General features: G+C 60.5%; 16 protein-coding genes. 10 read left to right on the top strand and 6 right to left on the bottom strand.

Annotated elements, in window-relative coordinates; translation table 11 throughout:
* Positions 1-30: 30 nt before the first annotated feature.
* Entirely contained in the window at positions 31-1,008 is a 978-nt protein-coding gene (locus tag OSC50_RS00920) for a dipeptidase (protein ID WP_015373138.1), read from the bottom strand.
* A 219-nt stretch (positions 1,009-1,227) separates the two neighbouring features.
* Between OSC50_RS00920 and OSC50_RS00915 the strand changes: the two genes are divergently transcribed.
* Entirely contained in the window at positions 1,228-1,629 is a 402-nt protein-coding gene (locus OSC50_RS00915; protein ID WP_181080713.1) for a lysozyme inhibitor LprI family protein, read from the top strand.
* A 42-nt stretch (positions 1,630-1,671) separates the two neighbouring features.
* On the opposite strand, the gene OSC50_RS00910 is transcribed toward OSC50_RS00915, so the two are convergent.
* Positions 1,672-2,634 carry a tyrosinase family protein gene (locus OSC50_RS00910; RefSeq protein WP_181080712.1) on the bottom strand — a complete coding sequence of 321 codons (963 nt, stop codon included), beginning with the start codon at positions 2,632-2,634 and terminating at the stop codon, positions 1,672-1,674.
* A gap of 193 nt (positions 2,635-2,827) precedes the next feature.
* Here OSC50_RS00910 and OSC50_RS00905 point away from each other — a divergent pair, with 193 nt between their 5' ends.
* Complete coding sequence (locus tag OSC50_RS00905; protein WP_266247536.1) at positions 2,828-3,244, top strand: DUF3010 family protein; 417 nt, start codon at positions 2,828-2,830, stop codon at positions 3,242-3,244.
* 123 nt (positions 3,245-3,367) lie between these two features.
* Here the strand turns inward: OSC50_RS00905 and OSC50_RS00900 are convergent, their stop codons facing one another.
* Positions 3,368-4,546, bottom strand: coding sequence for an AAA family ATPase (locus OSC50_RS00900; protein WP_266247192.1), 1,179 nt, complete (start codon positions 4,544-4,546; stop codon positions 3,368-3,370).
* A 67-nt stretch (positions 4,547-4,613) separates the two neighbouring features.
* Positions 4,614-5,558, bottom strand: coding sequence for a GlxA family transcriptional regulator (locus OSC50_RS00895; protein ID WP_266247194.1), 945 nt, complete (start codon positions 5,556-5,558; stop codon positions 4,614-4,616).
* Between the two features lie 193 nt (positions 5,559-5,751).
* Here OSC50_RS00895 and OSC50_RS00890 point away from each other — a divergent pair, with 193 nt between their 5' ends.
* The 5 genes from OSC50_RS00890 to OSC50_RS00870 all read left to right on the top strand — a co-directional run bounded on the left by OSC50_RS00890 (position 5,752) and on the right by OSC50_RS00870 (position 9,677).
* Positions 5,752-6,696, top strand: coding sequence for a choline ABC transporter substrate-binding protein (locus OSC50_RS00890; RefSeq protein ID WP_253509660.1), 945 nt, complete (start codon positions 5,752-5,754; stop codon positions 6,694-6,696).
* Positions 6,697-6,770: 74 nt separating this feature from the next.
* Positions 6,771-7,658 carry a 3-dehydrocarnitine:acetyl-CoA trimethylamine transferase CdhC gene (gene cdhC, locus OSC50_RS00885; RefSeq protein WP_181080708.1) on the top strand — a complete coding sequence of 296 codons (888 nt, stop codon included), beginning with the start codon at positions 6,771-6,773 and terminating at the stop codon, positions 7,656-7,658.
* 48 nt (positions 7,659-7,706) lie between these two features.
* Complete coding sequence (locus OSC50_RS00880; protein ID WP_253509661.1) at positions 7,707-8,672, top strand: L-carnitine dehydrogenase; 966 nt, start codon at positions 7,707-7,709, stop codon at positions 8,670-8,672.
* A gap of 13 nt (positions 8,673-8,685) precedes the next feature.
* Positions 8,686-9,162: a thioesterase family protein gene (locus OSC50_RS00875; RefSeq protein WP_253509662.1), complete on the top strand. Its 477-nt coding sequence runs from the start codon at positions 8,686-8,688 to the stop codon at positions 9,160-9,162.
* A 251-nt stretch (positions 9,163-9,413) separates the two neighbouring features.
* Positions 9,414-9,677: a hypothetical protein gene (locus tag OSC50_RS00870; protein ID WP_181080705.1), complete on the top strand. Its 264-nt coding sequence runs from the start codon at positions 9,414-9,416 to the stop codon at positions 9,675-9,677.
* 95 nt (positions 9,678-9,772) lie between these two features.
* Here OSC50_RS00870 and gbdR read toward each other — a convergent pair whose 3' ends face one another.
* Positions 9,773-10,876, bottom strand: coding sequence for a choline metabolism transcriptional regulator GbdR (gbdR, locus tag OSC50_RS00865; RefSeq protein WP_060753382.1), 1,104 nt, complete (start codon positions 10,874-10,876; stop codon positions 9,773-9,775).
* Between the two features lie 509 nt (positions 10,877-11,385).
* Positions 11,386-12,762 (bottom strand): L-serine ammonia-lyase, encoded by a 1,377-nt coding sequence (locus OSC50_RS00860; protein ID WP_253509663.1) that lies wholly within the window; start codon positions 12,760-12,762, stop codon positions 11,386-11,388.
* Positions 12,763-13,178: 416 nt separating this feature from the next.
* Here OSC50_RS00860 and OSC50_RS00855 point away from each other — a divergent pair, with 416 nt between their 5' ends.
* The 3 genes from OSC50_RS00855 (at position 13,179) to choV (ending at position 16,216) form a co-directional block, all read left to right on the top strand.
* Positions 13,179-14,126 carry a choline ABC transporter substrate-binding protein gene (locus tag OSC50_RS00855; RefSeq protein WP_253509665.1) on the top strand — a complete coding sequence of 316 codons (948 nt, stop codon included), beginning with the start codon at positions 13,179-13,181 and terminating at the stop codon, positions 14,124-14,126.
* A gap of 69 nt (positions 14,127-14,195) precedes the next feature.
* The gene (choW, locus tag OSC50_RS00850; RefSeq protein WP_016972877.1) at positions 14,196-15,041 is read left to right on the top strand and encodes a choline ABC transporter permease subunit; all 846 of its coding nucleotides are present in this window, start codon (positions 14,196-14,198) and stop codon (positions 15,039-15,041) included.
* Positions 15,038-16,216, top strand: a complete 1,179-nt coding sequence (gene choV, locus OSC50_RS00845; RefSeq protein WP_266247203.1) for a choline ABC transporter ATP-binding protein — start codon at positions 15,038-15,040, stop codon at positions 16,214-16,216. The genes choW and choV overlap by 4 nt, the downstream gene beginning before the upstream one ends.
* Positions 16,217-16,254 lie beyond the last annotated feature (38 nt).

Below are 16,254 nucleotides of genomic sequence, written 5' to 3'. Positions count from 1 at the left end.
CAACGGGTTAAGGATAAGGAGAGCGGCGGCTTATTCGCCCCACACGTCTTTAAGGACGTTGACCCAGTTCTCGCCCATGATCTTGCGCACTACGCGCTCGCTGTGGCCGCGCTTGAGCAGGGTTTCGGTGAGGTTGGGAAACTCGCCCACGGTGCGGATGCCCAGCGGGTTGATGATCTTGCCGAAGCTGGTCAGGCGCCGGGCGTAGCCTTTGTCATGGGTCAGCATTTCGAAGAAATCCTGGCCATGGCCCTGGGTGAAGTCGGTGCCGATGCCGATCGCGTCTTCGCCGACGATGTTCATGGTGTATTCGATGGCTTCGGCGTAGTCGTCGATGGTCGAGTCGATGCCCTTGGCCAGGAACGGCGCGAACATGGTCACGCCGACAAAACCGCCATGGTCGGCGATGAACTTCAGTTCTTCATCGGACTTGTTGCGCGGGTGCTCCTTAAGGCCCGACGGCAGACAGTGGGAGTAGCACACCGGTTTTTTCGATTCGAGGATGACTTCTTCGCTGGTCTTGGAGCCCACGTGGGACAGGTCGCACATGATGCCGACGCGGTTCATCTCGCCGACGATTTCACGACCGAAACCCGACAGGCCGCCGTCGCGCTCGTAGCAACCGGTGCCGACCAGGTTCTGGGTGTTGTAGCACATCTGCACCACGCCAACGCCGAGCTGCTTGAAGATCTCCACATAGCCGAGCTGATCTTCGAACGCATGGGCATTCTGGAAGCCGAAGATGATGCCGGTCTTGCCCTGCTCTTTGGCTTTGCGGATATCGGCGGTGGTTTTTACCGGAATCACCAGGTCGCTGTTCTCGCGGATCAGGGTCTGGCTGGCCACGATATTATTGATGGTGGCCTGGAAGCCTTCCCACACCGACACGGTGCAGTTGGCGGCGGTGAGGCCGCCTTTGCGCATGTCCTCGAACAGGTCGCGGTTCCACTTGGCAATAATCAGCCCGTCGATAACGATGCTGTCGGCGTGCAATTCGGCTGGGCTCATCAGGCGTCCCCTTATTGGCGATTCATGCGCCGAATCGTCTGCCGGCGCTTTGGGGCCAGCATATGCCCAGGGGCTGAACGGACCGGGTGCAAAAACGACAGGGGAATTGCCGAAAGCGTCAATCCACGACAAAGGCTGTATAGACGCGTCTGACGGGTGGCTGTTCTTTGTCTTACGCTTGAGCCAGAATTCGGCCATCAACTGATATGAGACGGCGCAATGAAATCGATTTTCCTGGCTTTGGCACTCATCGCAACCGGCGTCCACGCGGCCGAAGACACCGACAACACGCCCTGCGACGGCATCGAGAACGACAAACAAACCCTGGAATGCGCCACTTACAACAAGACCACCGCCGAGCAATTGCTCAAGGACAACTACCAGAGCCTGCTCGAACGCATGGGTTCGACCTATGGCAGCAACAAGACCCAACTGGCCGACATTACCGCTCGTCTGAAGGATGCCCAGCAGAAGTGGGAAAAACTGCGGGATGCCGATTGCGCCGTGGACACCTTCCCGGCCAAGCCCGGCACCAAGGACTACGCGATTGCGCAGAACGACTGCCTGGCGCGGATGAGTGATGAACGGTCGGAATTTTTGGAGTCGATCGGGCAGGAGTAAGCGCCACTCCCGCAGCCAAAGCGCGGGAGCGACAGGCAGTGGTCACGCCATGAAAGGCGATTTAAAAGGACTTTTCGTCAATGGTCGGCTTGGTGCATAGCTGTAGCCTAACGTCGTAATATCCATCACTTCGCTGATACGCCGAGTCCATGGTTTGAGCACATCCTCATAGTTGTGCCCGGGCGGGCCTTGCTCCATGGGGCAGTAATGCGGGGCAAGATCCGGTTCATCCAGCATTTTCTGCGCCTGCCAGTCCGCCCAGATCTTGTCGACGAAGCAGTGATGCAGGAAAAAAACCGGATCGTCGGGCGAGGTCATGGGTAACATATTGCCCCCTACCCAAAGATGTACTCGGTTATGCAATTGCGAGCCGAGCGTAACGACATTCGGGTCACCACGTTTCACGATCCAGCCTTCCAGACGGTTTCTGAACCCTCGGGTGAACGGCCCCGAATTGTAATTCGGCTCGTCATAAAGCGCCTCGCTCATAGCCATTCTCAAATCGTCTTCGGTGGGCAATGAGCCGATCACTGTGCCGAACTGACGCTTTAACCCAGGCCCAGGCAACCCTTCGTTCGGGTAAGAAGGCACGTTCCAATTCCCATATTTATGGGCAAAGACCCCATCCTGCACCCGAAACTCATCAGCAGCGTCGCCATTGCCACCCAGGAAGCCCTGGTCCCACAGGGGTGAAAGCTCCGGAGCTTGCGCGTCCAGGGTCCAGTTCCAATAAGGCAGCGTAATATCTGGCTTGATGGCTTGAAGGTCCTTCTCAAACTGCATCAACATTTCACGATGCCACGGCAAGAATGCCGGGCCACGATGAGCACCATTACGGTAGTTGGGGTCTTGAGGTTCATTTGGATAGACCGTGGGGACCATGACTTCATGATGCCAATGAACATATTTGTCATAAGCACCACTTTTCTTCATCTCCAGTAACGTCAATGTAAATTCGAGCTTCTCCGCAGCCGTCATTGCTCGAATTTCCTTGCGAATGTTCATTGCATAACTCCCTTATCTGAAAGCCACCGAACAACGTGAAAGCCACCAATTGGCTCACTCAGAAAATCTACGAGCATTGTGGCAACGCGGTCTACTGTCAGAAATAACAGGTCAGACGTACTTCACGACCGACGGTCTTGCGCCCACGCGAACCCTGGTAACCTTGGGTACCCACATTTACCAAGGCAACGTTATGACTCTCTGCGGCATCGAAATCAAAGGCAGCGAAGCCATCATCGCCCTCGCCTCCCTCGACAACCAGGCGCTGACCCATGTCGCCCTGGCGACCAAGAAAATTGCCCTTGAAGACGACGATGAGGCAGCCAACGTCAAAGCCTTTGCCGCCCAGATGAAGGCGTTCGTGCAGGACAACGCCATCACCCGCATCGCGATCAAAAAGCGCAGCAAGAAAGGTGAGTTCGCCGGTGGCCCGACGACGTTCAAGATTGAGGGGGTGTTTCAGTTGCTGGATGGGGTTGAAGTGACGCTGCTGTCGCCGCAGACCATCAATGCGCAGAACAAGAAGCACAATTTTGAACTCCCCGCGACGCTAAACAAATATCAGCATGAGGCCTATAAGGCTGCGTGTTCGGCGTTGGTAAAAAAATAAGCCACACCGAAATTCAATGTGGGAGGGGGCTTGCCCCCGATAGCGGTGGGTCAGCCAACGTTGTATCAGCTGACAGTCCGTCATCGGGGGCAAGCCCCCTACCACATTGGATATGTGTTGTTTTTAGTGTTGGGTATGGCGCTTGTAGCGCAGCCACTCGCCGAATGATTTGTCTTCGAGCGCGTACCCGCCCCGACCCGATTTCCACACCAGTTCCTTGTCGCGCAGAGCATCGATGCAGGCCTGGATGGTCTGGGTGCCCGGCACCACGTCACTGCCCATATCCTCCAACGCCTTGCTGACCGCAGTGAGGGTGCTGTCGGTAAACGGCGCAAAAGGCTCGTTGTTCAGCGAGCGCTCCACCATCACCTGCAGGACGGCGCGTTGCGGGATGGTCAGGGCGTTCCAGGCGCTTTCGAATTCGGTCCACACACCTGCGCGCAGCAGTTCGGCGCGACTGTGCAGCAACTGGCCCAAGTTGCTGGCCTCGCCCAACTCCAGCGCTACTTCACCGATGATCGTGCGCAGCATCTCGGGTCGGCGGCCGACCAACTCGAAGGCTTCATCGATATCGGCCGCGTTGAATTGGTTGGTCGGGGCCAGGTTCGCGTTGAGGTGTGTGGTGTACGCCTGGGTGAAGGCTTTGCCCAGCAGCGGAAACGGCGTGATGCTGGAGCCAAAAAACGGCTGGCTTTTACCCAATACCAGATAGGCCAGCTTGTCGCGGTTGGAACCGGTAAAGACTAAATGCAGACCGCTGCCCTCCTCGTCACGCCCTTGGTTGAGCTGATCCCGGGCGGCCTTGAGCGCGAACATGGCGTTGATCCCCGAATCGCTGGTCAAGGCATGCTGGGCTTCATCGATCACCAGCACGACGGGTTTTTCCGCCGCGTGGTGGAGCAACTCCAACGCCTGGGTCAAGGTCGCGCCCACCGGCAATTGCGGCTTGCTGAAGTCCCAGGACAGGGTCCGCAGAAAACTCAACCTTTCGATGCCAAGGTTTTTGGCCAGCTTGCGAATGCCCTTTTCGTAGGGTGCAAGCGCGGCGGCAATGGCGCTGGCGATCAACTCCGCGGGATCTTTTTCTTTGTCGGCCCACAGGTCCACATACACGGTGAGCCAACCGCGCAGCCGGCACTCCGGGATCAGGTCTTCGCGCAAGAACGTACTTTTACCAGTGCGACGTGGCGCGGCGAGAAACAGGCCAGAGGTGAAATCCTGAAGGCCGGCGCCCACCAGGCCATCGGCAATGCTGCTGGCCAGCGCGGGACGGCGGAACACAAAACCGCTGAGCTTGGACATGGCTTATACCAAATTATTGAAACGGCTATAAATTATAGCCACGAGTATAATCGACTATAATTGCCCGTCAAACCGGCTCCCGTCGTCGATCCTCCCTGGGGCATTTGGCAAACCGCGCCCGGTAACTGCGCGTGAAATACGACGGCGACTCAAACCCGCAGGCAATGCTCACCTCCAACACGCTCAAACCGCTTTGGCGCAGCAGTTGCCGGGCTTTTTCCAGGCGCAGGCCCAGGTAAAAGTTGCTCGGCGTGTCGTTCAGGTGCAGGCGAAACAATCGCTCCAACTGCCGCCGCGTGACCTTGATCGCTTCGGCCAGAGCCAATGTGCTCAGGGGCGGTTCGGTGTGCTGTTCCATCTCGCCGATCACTTGCACCAGTTTCTGATTGTTGATGCCGTAGCGCGTGGCGATCTGCATGCGCTGGTGGTCTTTGCGTGGGCGAATGCGGCCCAGCACGAACTGCTCGGACACCTGAATCGCCAGGTCGGCGCCGTGGGACTGGGCGATCAGGTCGAGCATCAAGTCGATGGAGGCGGTGCCACCGGCGCAGGTGATGCGGCGACGGTCGATTTCGAACAGCTCCTGGGTCACCGCCAGGTGCGGATAGGACTCTTTGAAGGCGTCGATGGCTTCCCAGTGCAGGGTCACGCGATGGCCGTCGAGCAGACCGGCTTGGGCCAACACACAGGCACCGGTGTCGATACCGCCCAGCGTCACGCCATCGTGATCGAGACGGCGCAGCCACTGTTCCAGTGCGGGCGTAGCGAACTGCAGAGGCTCGAAACCGGCGACCACCAGCAGCGTGGTGCCCTTTTTCAGCGGTTCCAACGCGGCGTCGGCGTTGACTGACATGCCGTTGCTCGCCAGCACCGCGCCGCCGTCGGCGCTCAGTACATGCCAGCGGTACAGCTCACCGCGAAAACGGTTGGCCACCCGCAGCGGCTCAAGGGCCGAGATAAAGCCCATCGCCGAGAAACCCGGCATCAGCAAAAAGTAGACATCCTGGGACATGGTGGCGCTCTCATCGGACGGCCAGCGTGGCACTGTGATACTCCCGTTCAGGGGTGGTTTCAAGGGGGCAGGTCGCTGCAGTGCAAGAGTCGGTCGCCGCCGTGCGTTTTGTCGCCTCACAAGCTGCGTAACGTGGCGTCACGGTGCACAAAGACACCGGCAACCACAATAACGACCTGCCGAGGGCTCCACCATGAACCGACTGATTCGCCGCTGCGTGTTCGCACTCAGCGCCAGCGCCATCTTGAGCACCAGCGTTCTCGCGGCCGATGCCGCCTCCTGCAAGAACGTGCGCATGGGCGTGGTGAACTGGACCGATGTGATCGCCACCAGCGCCATGACCCAAGTGCTGCTCGATGGCCTCGGCTACACCACCAAGCAAACCAGCGCCTCCCAGCAAATTATCTTCGCCGGCATCCGTGACCAGCGCCTGGACCTGTTCCTCGGTTACTGGAACCCGTTGATGACCCAGACCATCACCCCATTCGTCGACGCCAAGCAGGTCAAGGTGCTCGACAAACCCAGCCTGCAAGACGCCCGCGCCACCCTCGCCGTGCCGACCTACCTGGCCGACAAAGGCTTGAAGAGCTTCGCCGACATCGCCAGGTTCGAGAAGGAACTGGGCGGCAAGATCTACGGCATCGAGCCCGGTTCGGGCGCCAATACGCAGATCAAGGCGATGATCGCCAAGAACCAGTTCGGCCTGGGCAAGTTCCAGCTGGTGGAATCCAGCGAGGCCGGCATGCTCGCCGCCGTCGACCGCGCGGTGCGCCGCAAGGAAGCCGTGGTGTTCTTCGGCTGGGCGCCGCACCCAATGAACGTCAACGTTGCCATGACCTACCTCACCGGCAGCGACGACGCCCTGGGCCCGAACGAAGGCATGGCCACGGTGTGGACCGTCACGTCGCCCAACTACGCCGAACAATGCCCCAACGTGCACAAACTGTTGACTAACCTGACCTTCACCGCCGCCGACGAGAGCCGGATGATGCAGCCGTTGCTGGATCACAAGGACGCCCTCACGTCCGCCCGGCAGTGGCTCAAGGACCACCCGCAGGACCAGGCGCGCTGGCTGGAAGGCGTGACCACCTTCGATGGCAAACCAGCGGCGGCCAACCTGCAATTGACCAGCAAATAACCTTTTTCGAATCACCGTTTCGCGGTCACTGACGACCGCGAACGGCATCACCACGCCTGTAAGGAACCTGCCTCATGAACCACGACGTCATCATCACCTGCGCACTCACCGGTGCTGGCGACACGACCAGCAGAAGCCCCCACGTGCCGGTCACCCCCAAACAGATCGCCGCGGCGGCGGTTGAAGCGGCCAAAGCCGGCGCCACCGTGGTGCATTGCCATGTGCGTGACCCGCAGACCGGCAAATTCAGCCGCGACGTGGCCCTGTACCGCGAAGTGATGGAGCGCATCCGCGAGGCCGACATCGATATTATCGTCAACCTCACCGCCGGCATGGGCGGCGACCTGGAGATCGGCGGCGGCGAAAACCCGATGGAATTCGGCCCCAACACCGACCTGGTCGGGCCGCTGACGCGTCTGGCCCATGTCGAAGAGTTGTTGCCGGAAATCTGCACCCTGGACTGCGGCACCCTGAACTTCGGCGATGGCGACACGATTTACGTGTCCACGCCGGCACAGCTGCGCGCCGGCGCCAAACGTATCCAGGAACTGGGCGTGAAGGCCGAGCTGGAAATCTTCGACACCGGCCACCTGTGGTTCGCCAAGCAGATGATCAAGGAAGGCCTGCTCGACGACCCGCTGTTCCAGCTGTGCCTGGGCATTCCCTGGGGCGCACCGGCCGACACCACCACCATGAAGGCCATGGTCGACAACCTGCCCGCCAACGCGGTGTGGGCCGGCTTCGGCATCGGCCGCATGCAAATGCCGATGGCCGCCCAAGCGGTGCTGCTGGGCGGCAACGTGCGGGTAGGCCTGGAAGACAATCTGTGGCTGGACAAAGGCGTGCTCGCCACCAACGGCCAGCTGGTCGAACGCGCTGGCGAAATCCTCAGCCGCCTGGGTGCACGGGTCATGACCCCGGCCGAAGGGCGCGTGAAGATGGGCCTCACCCAGCGCGGCTGACCCACCGCCCCTGCCACACGCGATCATCGAACTCTTTAGGAATTTGCCATGCGCTTTATCACTGAGATCAAAACCTTCGCCGCCCTCGGCAGCGGTGTTATCGGCAGCGGTTGGGTGGCCCGCGCCCTGGCTCACGGGCTGGATGTGGTGGCCTGGGACCCGGCGCCCGGCGCCGAAGCCGCGTTGCGCAAACGCGTCGCCAATGCCTGGGGCGCTCTGGAGAAAAGCGGTCTGGCCCCCGGCGCGTCCCAGGACCGCCTGCGCTTTGTCGCCACCATCGAAGCGTGCGTGAAAGACGCCGACTTCATCCAGGAAAGCGCCCCCGAACGCCTGGAGCTGAAACTGCAACTGCACCGCCAGATCAGCGCGGCGGCCAAACCCGATGCACTGATTGGTTCGAGCACCTCGGGGCTGTTGCCGAGTGAGTTCTACGAGGGCTCGACCCACCCGGAACGCTGCGTGGTCGGCCACCCGTTCAACCCGGTTTACCTGCTGCCGCTGGTGGAAGTGGTCGGCGGCAGACACACGGCGCCCGAGGCGGTGCAGGCGGCGATCACAGTGTATGAATCCCTGGGCATGCGCCCCTTGCATGTGCGCAAGGAAGTCCCTGGGTTTATCGCCGACCGTTTGCTTGAAGCGTTGTGGCGCGAGGCATTGCACTTGGTGAACGACGGCGTGGCGACCACCGGCGAAATCGACGACGCGATCCGTTTTGGCGCTGGCCTGCGCTGGTCGTTCATGGGCACTTTCCTCACCTATACCCTGGCGGGCGGCGATGCGGGCATGCGCCACTTCATGGCCCAGTTCGGCCCGGCGCTGCAGTTGCCGTGGACCTACCTGCCGGCGCCGGAACTGACGGACAAGCTGATCGACGACGTGGTCGATGGCACCAGTGCTCAACTGGGTACCCACAGCATTGCGGCGCTGGAGCGCTATCGTGATGATTGCCTGCTGGCGGTGCTAGAAGCGGTGAAAACCACCAAGGCCAGGCACGGCATGACCTTCGCCGAATAATGGAATGCAGACAATGCCCGCACTCACGACCTACACCACACAGATCCATCCCGACTGGGTGGACTACAACGGCCACCTGCGCGACGCGTTCTATCTGCTGATCTTCAGCTACGCCACCGACGCACTGATGGACACCCTCGGCCTGGACAGTGAAAACCGCGAAGCCAGCGGCCATTCCCTGTTCACCCTGGAGCTGCACTTGAACTACCTGCACGAAGTGACACTCGGTGCCGAGGTTGAAGTGCATACGCAACTGATCGCCCATGACGCCAAGCGCCTGCACCTGTATCACAGCTTGCATCGGGTCGGGGATGGGCAGGAACTGGCCGGCAACGAACAGATGCTCTTGCATGTCGACCTGGCCGGGCCGCACTCGGCGCCGTTCGCCCAGGCGACACTGGAAAAAATCGCGGCCCTATGCACCGAGCAGGCCGACCTGCCGCGCCCGGCCCTGCTCGGCCGTGTCATCGGTTTGCCGCCCAGAAAGTAGGCCAAAAAAAGCCCCGATCCAGCCGTGACGGGATCGGGGCAGAGGGCCTTGTGAGAGCGATGCATATCGAGGGTGACCAAACCTTCAAGCTGCTTGCTGAGGCCAGTGTGCCGGTTAGTGCGATCGGCAAATGGCCCGAAAACGACCTGCTCATAGCCATCTGAGGCATCCGCGCGGCGCGCCCTTGCCGATGCGGTCGGGGGCTACCAGAATCCAGGCAGATCCCCGCTCCCCTAACCAGGATAAACGTCATGATGCATGCGGATTTGATTGACCAGGATGACCTGCTGAGCCAATTGCGCTCGCTGGGTTTCGAGGTATCCAGCGGCGCCAGCGCCGAACAGGCGTGTGAGTGCGCGGTGCGCGGCTTGAGCGAAGCACGGGCCAAGGCGCTTAAAGGCATGGTCGAGCGGATGTACAGCGGCAGCGCGACGATTTTGCCGGCGGTGCGTCAGGCCATCGACAAGCAGTTGTTGCCGGCGTTGATGCAGTTCAAGCAGAACTCCGGGGCCTGACAGATGGCTATCGGGGGCAAGCCCCCTCCCACCTTTGACTGTGTTCACAAATCAAATGTGGGAGGGGGGCTTGCCCCCGATACAGACGCCTCGGTTCAGAGCCTTACACTGGCAAACGTCGACTCATTACGCGCCTGGCTCAACGCCGACATCGGCCCCGACAACGGTGAAAGTACCAGCGCCTGCGGAATCGGCATCATCGCCACCTGCTGGGTGGTGTTGGAGCCTACGCGCTCATCCCGCGGCGGAATGCCAAAGTATTCGCGGTAGCACTTGGAGAAGTGCGGCGTGGAGACGAACCCGCACACCGAGGCGACTTCGATGATCGACATCGGCGTTTGCTTGAGCAACTGCCGCGCACGGATCAGGCGCAACTTGAGGTAGTAACGCGACGGCGAACAGTGCAGGTATTTCTGGAACAGCCGCTCCAGTTGACGCCGGGATACGGCGACGTAGACCGCCAGTTCGTCCAGGTCGATGGGTTCTTCCAGGTTGGCTTCCATCAGCGCGACGATTTCCTGCAATTTCGGCTGGTTGGTGCCGAGCATGTGCTTGAGCGGCACGCGCTGGTGATCCTGTTCGTTGCGGATGCGTTCGTACACGAACATCTCGGAGATCGCGGCCGACAGTTCACGGCCGTGATCGCGGCTGATCAGGTGCAGCATCATGTCCAACGGCGCAGTGCCGCCGGAACTGGTGAAGCGGTTGCGGTCGAGGGTGAACAGGCGTGTGCTCATGGACACACGGGGGAAGGCTTCCTGCATCGAGGCCAGGCATTCCCAGTGCACGCTGCAATCGAAACCATCCAGCAGGCCGGCACAGGCCAACGCCCAGCTGCCGGTGCACACCGCGCCGAGGCGACGGGATTGGCGTGCCTGGCTTTGCAGCCACGACACGTGCTCACGGGTGACGGTGCGCTGGATGCCCACGCCGCCGCACACGATCACCGTGTCCAGGGCCGGGGCCTTATGCATGGCGGCGTCGGGAGTGATCTGCAGGCCGTCGCTGGCCCAGACCTGGTTGCCGTCGACGCTCAGTGTGGTCCAGCGGTACAGCTCACGGCCGGACAGCTGGTTGGCCATGCGCAGGGGTTCCACTGCGGACGCCAGGGAAATCAGCGTGAAATTGTCCAACAGCAAAAAGCCGATGGATTGAGGCGCACGGTTCTGGGGTTGGGCCCCTGAGTTGAACGACGTCATCGCGGTATCTCCTCACACAAAGCGGGTGATGGCCTCAGGCGAGGCTCTTGTTATTGCACTCTTCGTCCTGACACGGCGAGAGGCTTTGAATTGATAGAGCAATTGCCGTGCCTAAATTTGAATGGCTATTCAATAACTCCTGAAAACGACCTGTTGACGCGTCTATGTAGCCCTTGCGTGAAGTACGGAATATGCCCGGAAAAGGACGTAGGAGCGGCTACCCTCAAGGGGTGTGAGCAGATCGGTAGCACTTGTGGGAAGGCGCTTTCAGCACGTAGGAAAACTCTGTCACCGCACGCACAGGGGACAGGTGGTCGGAGGGGAAATCGTTCGCGAGCTACTTATCTGTTTGCGACGCGCTAAAAGGTGGCGCGCGGGGATACTGGTGTTCACTTTTTGAGCAGTATTGTTTGAACTGCCGCTATCGGGGGCAAGCCCCCTCCTACCTTTGACTGTGTTCACAAATCAAATGTGGGAGGGGGCTTGCCCCCGATGCAGGCGACTGGGTCTTAACACTCGACCGCGCTGACCGCCAACCCACCCCGCGAGGTTTCTTTGTACTTGTCATGCATATCCGCCCCGGTATCGCGCATGGTGCGGATCACCCGGTCCAGAGAGATGAAGTGCTGGCCGTCGCCGCGCAGGGCCATTTGCGCGGCGTTGATCGCCTTGACCGCTGCAATCGCATTGCGCTCGATGCACGGCACCTGCACCAACCCGCCCACTGGGTCGCAGGTCAGGCCGAGGTTATGCTCCAGGCCGATTTCGGCGGCGTTGCACAGTTGCTCCGGCGTCGCGCCGAGGATCTCCGCGAGCCCGGCGGCGGCCATTGCGCAGGCGGAACCCACCTCGCCCTGGCAACCCACCTCGGCACCTGAGATGGAGGCGTTTTTCTTGCACAGAATGCCCACCGCCGCGGCGCCGAGCAGGTAGTCGACCACGTTGGCTTCGGTGACTTCTTCACTGAACTTCATGAAGTAATGCAGCACGGCCGGAATGATCCCCGCCGCGCCGTTGGTGGGCGCGGTGACCATCCGCCCGCCGGCGGCGTTTTCTTCGTTTACGGCCAGGGCGAACAGGTTGACCCACTCCATGGCGCTCAAGGTCGAGCCGATCACATTGGGCTTGCTCAACTCCTGCAGGCTGCGGTGCAACTTGGCGGCGCGGCGGCGCACATTGAGGCCGCCGGGCAGGATACCTTCATGCTTGAGCCCCTGCTCCACACAGTCCTGCATGGCACGCCAGAGCTTCATCAGGCCGCTGCGGATTTCTTCTTCGGAACGCCACACTTTTTCATTGGCCATCATCAGTTCGGCGACACGCAAGTGGTGGGTCTTGCACAGCTGCAACAGCTCCACCGCGCTGGAAAAATCATAGGGCAACTCGGTGCGGTCCATATCCGCCACACCGCTGCGCGCCTGGGCTTGATCCACGACGAAACCGCCACCGACCGAATAATAGGTATCACGGTGCAATTCGCCGTGTTCGTCATACGCCACCAGGGTCATGGCGTTGGGATGGAACGGCAGGTTTTCGTCGAGCAGGCGCATGTCCCGCGCCCATACGAATGGCACCGGCAGGCGCCCATCGAGCAGCAGTGTGTCGGTTTCGCGCAGGGTGCTGATGCGACCGGCGATCTGCGACGGATCGATCGCGTCCGGCCATTCGCCCATCAAGCCCATGATTGTGGCGGTGTCGCTGCCATGGCCGATGCCGGTGGCCGACAGCGAGCCGTAGAGCTGAACTTCGATGCGCCGCACCTGTTCCAACCGTTCACGTTCACGCAGTGCCTGGACGAACAACGCCGCGGCGCGCATAGGCCCGACGGTGTGGGAACTGGACGGTCCGATGCCGATCTTGAACAGGTCGAAAACGCTGATAGCCATTGCCGTGAAACTCCTCATTGAGCACAGGCCAGGCATGAACAAGCTGCTACGCTCAGTTCGCCCAGATGGCGGCATCATCAAGGTTTTATTCGCTGCCACGGCGTCTCACACCGACGTAACCATGCTCACCAGCGTCGCCCGCGCGCGATCGCCTGTTTTGGCCGTTTTTAGCGGTGCAGATGGGCAAAATCCACGGTTTTGCCTTGGGAAAAACCTGTAAACGACGTCACCGACACTGGATACGACCCTCCCTGTACTGGATACGACGCCCCCTGTAGGCGTCTGATTTTCACTGGTACATGATCAGTTCCGACTCGTTTGCAAGGCACCGTGCCAGAGCTGTCGTCGCACGCTCCAACCGCAACACTGATAAAGCGCGGCACATGCCGCCAGAAAAAACACAGGAGTCTAGCCTCATGAAAGCTTCACCCTCGTTGTTGTTGGCCGCCATGCTGAGTCTGCCAGTCCTGGCGCACGCGGCAGAACCGGAACAGTGCAAGACCGTCAACTTCTCCGATGTCGGCTGGACCGACATCACCGTCACCACCGCGACCACCAGCGAAATCCTCAAGGCGCTCGGCTACAAAACCAAAACCACGATGATTTCCGTACCGGTGACCTACAAGTCCCTGGCCGACGGCAAGAACATGGACGTGTTCCTCGGCAACTGGATGCCGACCATGGAAAACGACATCAAGCCGTACCGTGATGCCGGCACCGTGGAAACCGTGCGCGCCAACCTGGAAAACGCCAAGTACACCCTGGCTGTGCCCGAGGCGCTGTACGACAAGGGCCTTAAAGACTTTGCCGATATTGCCAAGTTCAAGGACCAACTGGGCGGCAAGATCTACGGCATCGAGCCGGGTAACGATGGCAACCGCACCATCCAGACCTTGATCGACAAGAACGCGTTCGGCTTGAAAGACGCAGGTTTCAAGGTGGTCGAGTCCAGCGAAGCCGGCATGCTGTCCCAAGTGGACCGCGCCGCCAAGCGCGACCAGGCCATCGTGTTCCTCGGCTGGGAACCGCACCCGATGAACACCCGCTTCAAGATGAAGTACCTGACCGGTGGCGACGACTCGTTCGGCCCCAACTACGGCCAGGCAACCATCTACACCAACGTGCGCAAGGGCTACACCCAGGAATGCAGCAATGTCGGTCAGTTGCTGAAAAACCTGGTGTTCACCCTGAACATGGAAAGCACGCTGATGGGCAACGTCCTGGACGACAAAATGAAGCCCGACGCCGCCGCCAAGGCCTGGCTGCAGAAGAACCCGCAAGTGCTCGACACCTGGCTCGCCGGCGTCAACACCGTCGACGGCAAACCCGGCCTTGAGGCCGTCAAAGCTTACCTCGCCAAATAACACCCGCTGACCCCGGGGCGGTGCGCTGCCCCGGGATGTTTTCCCCTTCGCATGTGGACATTCACTACCATGCTGACTGAACAGAAAATCCCACTAGGCCAGTACATCGCTGCCTTCGTCGAATGGTTGACCCAACACGGCGCCAACTACTTCGACGCAATCGCATCGACACTGGAAACGATGATCCACGGCGTGACGTTTGCGCTGACCTGGTTCAATCCGCTGGCATTGATCGGTCTGATTGCGCTGCTGGCTCACTTTATTCAACGTAAATGGGGCCTGACTGTTTTTGTCATCGCCTCCTTCCTGCTGATCCTCAACCTGGGGTACTGGCAGGAAACCATGGAGACCCTCGCACAGGTGCTGTTCGCCACCCTGGTCTGCGTGGTCATCGGCGTGCCGCTGGGCATTGTTGCCGCGCACAAGCCACTGTTCTACACCATGATGCGGCCGGTACTCGATCTGATGCAGACCGTACCGACCTTCGTCTACCTCATCCCTACCCTGACCCTCTTCGGGCTGGGTGTGGTGCCCGGGCTGATTTCCACGGTGGTGTTCGCGATTGCCGCGCCGATCCGTCTGACTTACCTGGGTATCCGCGATGTACCGCAAGAGTTGATGGACGCCGGCAAGGCCTTTGGCTGCTCGCGCCGTCAGTTGCTCTCGCGCATTGAACTGCCCCACGCCATGCCGAGCATTGCCGCCGGCATTACCCAATGCATCATGCTGTCGTTGTCGATGGTGGTGATCGCGGCCCTGGTGGGTGCCGACGGCCTCGGTAAACCGGTGGTCAACGCACTCAACACCGCCGACATCGCCCTGGGCTTTGAAGCGGGCCTGGCAATCGTCTTGCTGGCCATCATGCTCGACCGCATCTGCAAACAACCCGATGCCAAAGTAGGGGGTGATGCATGAGCATTATCCGATTCGACAAAGTCGACGTGATCTTCTCCAAAGACCCACGCGAAGCGCTCAAGCTGCTGGACCAGGGCATGAGCCGTAACGAAATCCTGAAAAAGACCGGCCAGATCGTCGGCGTCGAAAAAGCCAGCCTGGACATCGAGAAAGGCGAAATCTGCGTGCTGATGGGCCTGTCGGGCTCCGGCAAGTCGAGCCTGCTGCGCTGTATCAACGGCCTCAACACCGTCAGCCGTGGCCAGCTGTTCGTGGAGCATGAAGGTCGCCAGATCGACATTGCTTCCTGCACCGACGCGGAGCTGAAAATGATGCGCACCAAGCGCATCGCCATGGTGTTCCAGAAGTTTGCCCTGATGCCTTGGCTGACGGTGCGCGAGAACATCAGCTTCGGCCTGGAAATGCAGGGCCGCCCGGAGAAAGAACGGCGCACGCTGGTGGACGAGAAACTTGAGCTGGTGGGCCTGTCCCAGTGGCGCAATAAAAAGCCCGACGAGCTGTCCGGCGGCATGCAGCAACGCGTCGGCCTGGCCCGCGCGCTGGCGATGGACGCCGACATCCTGCTGATGGACGAACCCTTCTCCGCCCTCGACCCGCTGATCCGCCAAGGCCTGCAGGACGAGCTGCTGGAACTGCAACGCAAGCTGAGCAAGACCATCGTGTTTGTCAGCCATGACCTGGACGAAGCGCTCAAACTGGGCAGCCGTATCGCGATCATGAAGGACGGCAAGATCATCCAGTACAGCGTGCCGGAAGAGATCGTGCTGAACCCGGCGGACGACTACGTGCGTACATTCGTGGCCCACACCAACCCGCTGAACGTACTGTGCGGCCGCAGCCTGATGCGTACCCTGGATAATTGCACGCGGGTCAATGGCTCGGTCTGCCTGGACCCGGGCGGCGATTCGTGGCTGGACCTGGCCGAAGGCAACACCATCCAGGGCGCGCGCCAGAATGGCGTGGTGATGAACCTGCAGAACTGGGCGCCAGGGCAAGCGGTGGAAGGTTTGGGCCGCGTACCGACGCTGGTGGACTCGAATATCGGCATGCGCGATGCGTTGCAGATTCGTTACCAGACCGGCAACAAGCTGGTGTTGCATGACAACAACAAGGTGGTGGGGATCCTCGGCGACAGTGAGCTCTACCATGCCCTGCTGGGCAAAAACCTGGGCTAACACACACTGCAAAACAACTGTGGGAGGGGGCAAGCCCC

Source organism: Pseudomonas quebecensis, assembly GCF_026410085.1.
Lineage (GTDB): Bacteria > Pseudomonadota > Gammaproteobacteria > Pseudomonadales > Pseudomonadaceae > Aquipseudomonas > Aquipseudomonas quebecensis.
This window is presented reverse-complemented; position numbering and strand designations above follow the sequence as displayed.

Excerpts from the sequence above, each read along its gene's own strand:
- OSC50_RS00900 (WP_266247192.1), bottom strand. The coding sequence starts at position 4,546 with ATGTCCAAGCTCAGCGGTTTTGTGTTCCGCCGTCCCGCGCTGGCCAGC.
- OSC50_RS00855 (WP_253509665.1), top strand. The coding sequence starts at position 13,179 with ATGAAAGCTTCACCCTCGTTGTTGTTGGCCGCCATGCTGAGTCTGCCA.
- OSC50_RS00875 (WP_253509662.1), top strand. The coding sequence starts at position 8,686 with ATGCCCGCACTCACGACCTACACCACACAGATCCATCCCGACTGGGTG.
- OSC50_RS00895 (WP_266247194.1), bottom strand. The coding sequence starts at position 5,558 with ATGTCCCAGGATGTCTACTTTTTGCTGATGCCGGGTTTCTCGGCGATG.
- OSC50_RS00880 (WP_253509661.1), top strand. The coding sequence starts at position 7,707 with ATGCGCTTTATCACTGAGATCAAAACCTTCGCCGCCCTCGGCAGCGGT.
- OSC50_RS00920 (WP_015373138.1), bottom strand. The coding sequence starts at position 1,008 with ATGAGCCCAGCCGAATTGCACGCCGACAGCATCGTTATCGACGGGCTG.
- OSC50_RS00870 (WP_181080705.1), top strand. The coding sequence starts at position 9,414 with ATGATGCATGCGGATTTGATTGACCAGGATGACCTGCTGAGCCAATTG.
- OSC50_RS00890 (WP_253509660.1), top strand. The coding sequence starts at position 5,752 with ATGAACCGACTGATTCGCCGCTGCGTGTTCGCACTCAGCGCCAGCGCC.
- choW (WP_016972877.1), top strand. The coding sequence starts at position 14,196 with ATGCTGACTGAACAGAAAATCCCACTAGGCCAGTACATCGCTGCCTTC.
- gbdR (WP_060753382.1), bottom strand. The coding sequence starts at position 10,876 with ATGACGTCGTTCAACTCAGGGGCCCAACCCCAGAACCGTGCGCCTCAA.
- OSC50_RS00910 (WP_181080712.1), bottom strand. The coding sequence starts at position 2,634 with ATGAACATTCGCAAGGAAATTCGAGCAATGACGGCTGCGGAGAAGCTC.
- OSC50_RS00860 (WP_253509663.1), bottom strand. The coding sequence starts at position 12,762 with ATGGCTATCAGCGTTTTCGACCTGTTCAAGATCGGCATCGGACCGTCC.
- cdhC (WP_181080708.1), top strand. The coding sequence starts at position 6,771 with ATGAACCACGACGTCATCATCACCTGCGCACTCACCGGTGCTGGCGAC.
- choV (WP_266247203.1), top strand. The coding sequence starts at position 15,038 with ATGAGCATTATCCGATTCGACAAAGTCGACGTGATCTTCTCCAAAGAC.
- OSC50_RS00915 (WP_181080713.1), top strand. The coding sequence starts at position 1,228 with ATGAAATCGATTTTCCTGGCTTTGGCACTCATCGCAACCGGCGTCCAC.
- OSC50_RS00905 (WP_266247536.1), top strand. The coding sequence starts at position 2,828 with ATGACTCTCTGCGGCATCGAAATCAAAGGCAGCGAAGCCATCATCGCC.